General features: G+C 42.8%; 6 protein-coding genes. All 6 read right to left on the bottom strand.

Annotation, left to right across the window (positions count from 1 at the left end):
• Positions 1-341 precede the first annotated feature (341 nt).
• The gene (locus PMIT1303_RS00165; RefSeq protein ID WP_255359737.1) at positions 342-1,343 is read right to left on the bottom strand and encodes a putative 2OG-Fe(II) oxygenase; all 1,002 of its coding nucleotides are present in this window, start codon (positions 1,341-1,343) and stop codon (positions 342-344) included.
• Complete coding sequence (locus PMIT1303_RS14300; RefSeq protein ID WP_369818688.1) at positions 1,340-2,023, bottom strand: tetratricopeptide repeat protein; 684 nt, start codon at positions 2,021-2,023, stop codon at positions 1,340-1,342. The genes PMIT1303_RS00165 and PMIT1303_RS14300 overlap by 4 nt, the downstream gene beginning before the upstream one ends.
• A 36-nt stretch (positions 2,024-2,059) precedes the next feature.
• Positions 2,060-2,401, bottom strand: a complete 342-nt coding sequence (locus PMIT1303_RS00160; RefSeq protein ID WP_063397037.1) for a hypothetical protein — start codon at positions 2,399-2,401, stop codon at positions 2,060-2,062.
• A gap of 307 nt (positions 2,402-2,708) precedes the next feature.
• Positions 2,709-3,302 (bottom strand): 2OG-Fe(II) oxygenase, encoded by a 594-nt coding sequence (locus PMIT1303_RS00155; protein ID WP_063397039.1) that lies wholly within the window; start codon positions 3,300-3,302, stop codon positions 2,709-2,711.
• Positions 3,303-3,516: 214 nt separating this feature from the next.
• Positions 3,517-4,143 (bottom strand): 2OG-Fe(II) oxygenase, encoded by a 627-nt coding sequence (locus PMIT1303_RS00150; RefSeq protein ID WP_063397036.1) that lies wholly within the window; start codon positions 4,141-4,143, stop codon positions 3,517-3,519.
• 3 nt (positions 4,144-4,146) lie between these two features.
• Positions 4,147-5,789, bottom strand: a 1,643-nt coding sequence (locus tag PMIT1303_RS00145; RefSeq protein ID WP_156486845.1) for a tetratricopeptide repeat protein, incomplete at its 5' end; no start/stop codon positions are given.

The following is a 5,789-nucleotide window of genomic DNA, read 5'->3' as shown; positions in this document are numbered from 1 at the left end:
GCCCCACATCAAAAGGAACTCCTTTTTGAAAAGTTCAGCTAGTTCTGAACTGTTGAAGCTCAGCAAGTGGTTGACATTGCCGCGCGTTTGCATCGCTGCGGGATCTCCATGCATGCCTGAATTGCTGTATCAGGTCGTGTTGGGCATTGCACTACACCAAACTAGGAGGAGGGATACTTTGGCTCCTTCCTGCAGGGGAATACCTAGGGCGCCGTGCGCGCTAAAAAGAGTCAGTAGGGGAAATTCAATTGGCTCGCCAGACATTATTTTGTTAGATATCGCATTCTTTTGAAGCAACATGTTGGTGCCGCATCAATAGTTCTTGATTGCGCTACCGGATGCTAATTATAGTCAATCCAAAGCTTTTCATTTTTCTGGACGTCAAACGCTATACAGATTCTTTGTGTTTTGGATTGAAATGGCACGGTCCTGTGAAAAAGAGAGGAGGAGAAGATATTTAAGTCTCGGACTTCTGGTCGGATTACTCTTCTATCGAATGCCGAATTTCCTTGAGGGTATTTTGGGCCTTGATGGCTGAATTCAATTGCTCCTTCTTCTGAAGTTGCTTCTCTTTCTGGCATTTGCAAATAAAAGGTGCCGCTAAGCCATCCAAGTTCATGGTTGTGAGATTTAAGGTTTCCGCCTGCTTCCATTACGATCGCCCATCCTGGCAAGATGTACATATTTTTGCCCCAGTTAACCTTAAAATCTTTGTCAGTATTTATGCTGCATGATCGATTGTAGGCGTCAATTTTTTTTATTAAGAGTTTTTTTAATTCTATGAATGGCTTTCTTGGCGTGTCAAGCACATTTCCAGATGTTTGCGACCCGTTGACTAGAAGCTGTTGGCATTTTGATTGAAATGTCCCATCTGAAAGGTGGATCAGTACTGCCTGGAGCAGTGCATCTGAGAATTCATGCTTATTGATTCTTTGGTTAACTATAGAGTCGAAGGTATTTCCGTTAAGCCCATTGTCTAGGGCTTGATTGTATACAATATTGGCATGGTCTATTGCTGCGATGCTTATTTGGGTGTACCAATGATTAGCTATTAATTCTTTTGCACATAAATTGAATTCGATCTTTTTGTTGAGGCACAGGTAAAGGGCAAGAAGAAGGCTTTTCCCTGCTTTGGTCTGGGTTTCGCTTAAGGCTTGTACTCCTTCGTTATATAGCCCCATCTGGTAACAAGTTTGGGCTAAAAGTATTGAAGTTTTGGCTTTCATTTTGTCGCTTTTTTCTGCTGCTCTGAAAAAATAAAGAGCTTGATCGAGGTTGCCGAGCTCTTCGTAGATGCTGCCCAGGTTGATGAGTGCATCTGGGTTGTCGGGGTCTAGCTCTATAACTTTGTTTGTTCTGCTAATGCTTCTTTATTATGACCTTCTCGTTTATGAGCCGACCCTTTATTTCCCCATGCGTCAACAAATGTCTCATCTATCTGAACGGCTACCTGGAATGCTCTTATGGCATCGTTATTTTCGCCGATTCGTAGTAAGGAGAGTCCAAGATTGAATGGAATATGTTTGTTATTTGATTGATAAATATTTAACTTTTTGTATTCTGTTATTGCTTCTTTGAATTGACCGAGCCTCTGATGCGTCTGGGCTAAAAGTAGTGAGCATCGTTCGCTTGGCGCAATAGCTGATGCTTTCGCGAGTGATTCTAGTGCTGCTTTTGGTTGGACTTGCTGGAGAAGTAATAGCCCTTGGTTGAGTAATGAGTTGCCTGCTAGTGGATAAATTTCGACCTCTCGTTGATAATATTCAATTGCTTTGGTGGGATTATTTTTATTTTGAAATATAATGCCAAGGATTTCATTTACTCCTGCAGTGGTCTCGTTGATCTGTAGAGCTTGTTCCGCGAATGACTTGGCTTGACCTAGATCATTGATTGCCAGGGAGTTTGCGGCAACTCGGGTATACGCCTGGACCAGATTTGGATCTTCTTTTATAGCGCGCTTGAACAGATCGATCGCTTCTTGGTTGTTGCCTGACTGCCTCTTTAGGTTGGCGATGTTATTGATAGCAGGAGCGTAGGCAGGGTTGAGTTCTAATGCTTTTTAGTACCAATGAAGCGCATTATCTTTATTGCCAAGATTTAAAAAGATATTGCCGATATCTTTGGCAATTTCCGGGTCGCTTCCCTCAAGTTTATGGGCCTTGGTAAGGCATTGTTGAGCTTTCTCTAATTGCCCTAGAGCGAGTAATGATTTCCAGGCATATTTATAGGCAAATGCTTCCTCAGGATTCCCCTGTAGAGCATTTATGCAAGCCTTTAGGCTTTCCTGATGGCGACCAGCGGTTGAGAGTCTTGGATGGTCGTCATACCTGTCATGGCTTCTTATGCGTGATGTGCTTGCCCGGCATGATCCCCAGTCCAGCACTATGTAAAGGCTATCCATCTCACGGGCTTAGTGTGTGGACCCAATTCATATTGCAGCGTATGGCTTCGAAATTTGTTGCTTTTATTCCTTTTGACTACATTAGTTTTATTGTTCTTCGTTGAGTACAATTAATCGTCTTCAAATGGCCTTGTTAGGCGGTTGTTAGGACTCTCTTCGGCCTGATGCTTTGGATTCGCAAATTTTTTGTTCGTATTAGGGAATAATTCAATCGGATTAGCGTGCTTTTAAGTGATTGGCTTGTCATCTATTAGATTGCTAGGGTTTGTCGAAATTACCTGCAGTCTATTTTCTCATGATTATGATTTCAGGTTACATCAAGCCAGCCAGTGATAATGTATTTGGTGCCTCCCTGTACAGTATTTCCTCTGTGAGCATGAGTCCAGTCGGCAGGCCATATGATGGTTAGACCTTTTTGGGGCTGTATTTCTAAATCGTAATGACTGAAATAAGTAGAGCCTCCACTGTCCACATCATTTAGATAAGTCATAAATGCAAAAACTCGGTGCAAGCTGGATGATACTCTTTCACAGTGCATACCATTAAAGTGTTGTCCTTGTTGGTATCTCACAATACTAAATATTCCCACGTCTAAAGTGTTTGCAAATCTTTGGAGAAAGGGCCATTGGTCAAGGTAGTCCTTGTAGCAGCAATGCAATATCTCAAAATAATCCTGAAATGCCGTATAACCCGGCAAGCAAATATCACTAGGTGGGATTGAAATATCTGTCGTGCTCTTGAAACCTTGATTAAGACCACTCGTGGTCCTTCCTATTACTTGTCTCCCTACATTTTTCTCGAAAAAGCATGTTATTTCATCGCAAATCGAAATAGGCTGAGTAGTCCAAGCTCCTATAAAATTGGGGCTTGCTTTTGGTTCTTGAATCTCAGACCTTTTCATGATTTCGTCCGGGTGCAAATGAAGCTCACAATAGACGATGCGAAAGTCAATCTTGAAAAAATATTTTTTTATTGTGATTATGTAGCAACATGGTGCCCTATGCATTTATATATTATGAAAAGTATTTTATTTGCCTTCGCGATTAAGTTCCTTTTGGTTTAATGGCCGGTTCTCGTCGATGTAGTAAGTGATGTGATCTGTCTGGAGAGGAGAGCTATTTTGACTTCTTATGATTCGCGACTAAGTCAACCCAGCCGGTGATCATATATTCAATGCCTCTCCCAACGATATTCCCACTGTGCGCGTGAGTGTAACCCGCAGGCCATATTAGGGTTAGGCCTTTTTGGGGCTGAATATCCAAATCGTAATGATTAAAGTGGATAGAGCCTCCTCGCTCTACGTCATTTAAAAAAGTAACAAATGTAAAAAATCGATGCAAGTTTTTGAGATCTCTTTCGGCATCCATGCTTTCAAAACATTCCCCTTCATTGTATCTTTTGATATTAAATGTATTCGCTTCTGCAGTTTGTTCCAATGCTTGGAGAAAGGGCCATTGGTCAAGGTAGTCTTTATAGCAGCAATGCAAGAAGTTGGAATAAGCTTTGAACATCTCGTGGCTTGAAAAGGCAATCTTCTCAGAGGATATTGAAAGCTCTCTCTTTGTGCTAACGCTTTTGTCGAGATAGTCTCCAGTTAAGCCTTTTGTCTGCTTCGCTGTATTTTCATCGAAAAAAGATATTATCTCATCACAAATTGATATTGGCTCAGTAGTCCATGCCCCTATGAAGAGGGGCTTAGCATTTACTTTTTTGATCTCAAATCTTTTTATAATTTTAGGCATGCTTCAATTAAACTCTGGGCAATCCTTATGGTAACTTAGTCTGATAAAACCTTCATATTCTCTGATAAGCCTGTAGCCTTCTTCTATGCTTTTGCCCATTCTCAACAAGCAACGTCCTTTTTGTATCATCACTCCTTTATCTTCCCTTTGAAGACTTTTGCCTAGCTCAATGGCCTGCTCGAAGCTATGTAAAGCTTCGCTACATCTGTTTAGGTCGAATAAAAGGAAACCCTTCTGCAAAAAGGCATCATAATTATTAGGGTTGAGTTCTAATGATTTCAGTGTTGTATCTAATGCTTTGTTAATTTTGCCAAGTGCATAATAGATGCCGCCCAGGTTCATGTGGGCAGTGGGGTTATTGGGTTTGAGCTCTAGAGATTTGAGAGTGGAAGCAAGAGCTTGATCAAGGTTGCCGAGATCTTTGTAGATACCGCCCAGGTTCATGTGGGCAGTGGGGTTGTTAGGGTTGAGCTCTAGAGATTTGAGGGTGGAAGCAAGAGCTTGATCAAGCTGCCCGAGTTCTTTGTAGATACCGCCCAGGTTCATGTGGGCAGTGGGGTTATCAGGGTTGAGCTCTAGAGATTTGAGGGTGGAGGCAAGAGCTTGATCAAGGTTGCCGAGATCTTTGTAGATGCCGCCCAGGTTCATGTGGGCAGTGGGGTTGTTAGGGTTGAGCTCTAGAGATTGGAGGGTGGAAGCAAGAGCTTGATCAAGGTTGCCGAGATCTTTGTAGATACCGCCCAGGTTCATGTGGGCAGTGGGGTTGTTAGGGTTGAGCTCTAGAGATTGGAGGGTGGAAGCAAGAGCTTGATCAAGGTTGCCGAGATCTTTGTAGATGCCGCCCAGGTTCATGTGGGCAGTGGGGTGATCAGGCTTGAGCTCTAGAGCTTTGAGGGTGGAAGCAAGAGCTTGATCAAGGTTGCCGAGATCTTTGTAGATGCCGCCCAGGTTGATGTGGGCAGTGGGGTTATTAGGGCCTAAATCAAGAACTTTCTGTGTCGCTTGTATTGCTTCCTTTAGGTGACCTTCTCTTTTAAGAGCATTGCCTAGGTTTCCCCATGCAGCAAGAAATGAGCCGTCTAGTTGAATGGCTATCTGGAATGCCTCTATGGCTGCGTTGTTTTCACCAGTTTCAAGCAAGCAGAGTCCAAGATTGAATGGAATGAGCTTGTTCTTTGGTCTATTGATATTCAATTTTTTGTATTCAACAATTGCTTCATCGCATTGCCTGAGATTTTGATATGCCTGCGCTAAAAGAAGTGAGCATTGTTCGCTGGGTGCAAGAGCTGATGCTTTTTCGAGTGATTCAATGGCTGCTGCTTCCTGCCCTTTCTGTAGGAGCAAACGCCCTAGATTGAGAAGCGAGTTGCTTGCTTTTGAATTAACTTCTAATTCCTTCTGATAGCACTTAATGGCTTGGTCGAGCTTGCTTTTATTCTGAAGGATAATGCCGAGTATTTCGTTTGCTCCTGGTGTGTTTTCGTTGATTGCTAGGACTTGGTTTGCGAATGATTCGGCATGATCGAGATTCCTCAGTTCCAGGCAGCTTGCTGCTGCTCCGATATATGCCTGAACAAGTTTTGGATCTGCTTGTATGGCCTTTTGGAATAGCTCGACCGCTTCTTGGTTCTTGCCTAACTGCCTCT

The sequence above is a fragment of the Prochlorococcus sp. MIT 1303 genome (genome assembly GCF_001631965.1).
Taxonomy (GTDB): Bacteria; Cyanobacteriota; Cyanobacteriia; order PCC-6307; family Cyanobiaceae; genus Prochlorococcus; species Prochlorococcus marinus_D.
The sequence above is the reverse complement of the archived record's forward strand: the minus strand, read 5'-3'. Positions and strand labels throughout refer to the sequence as shown.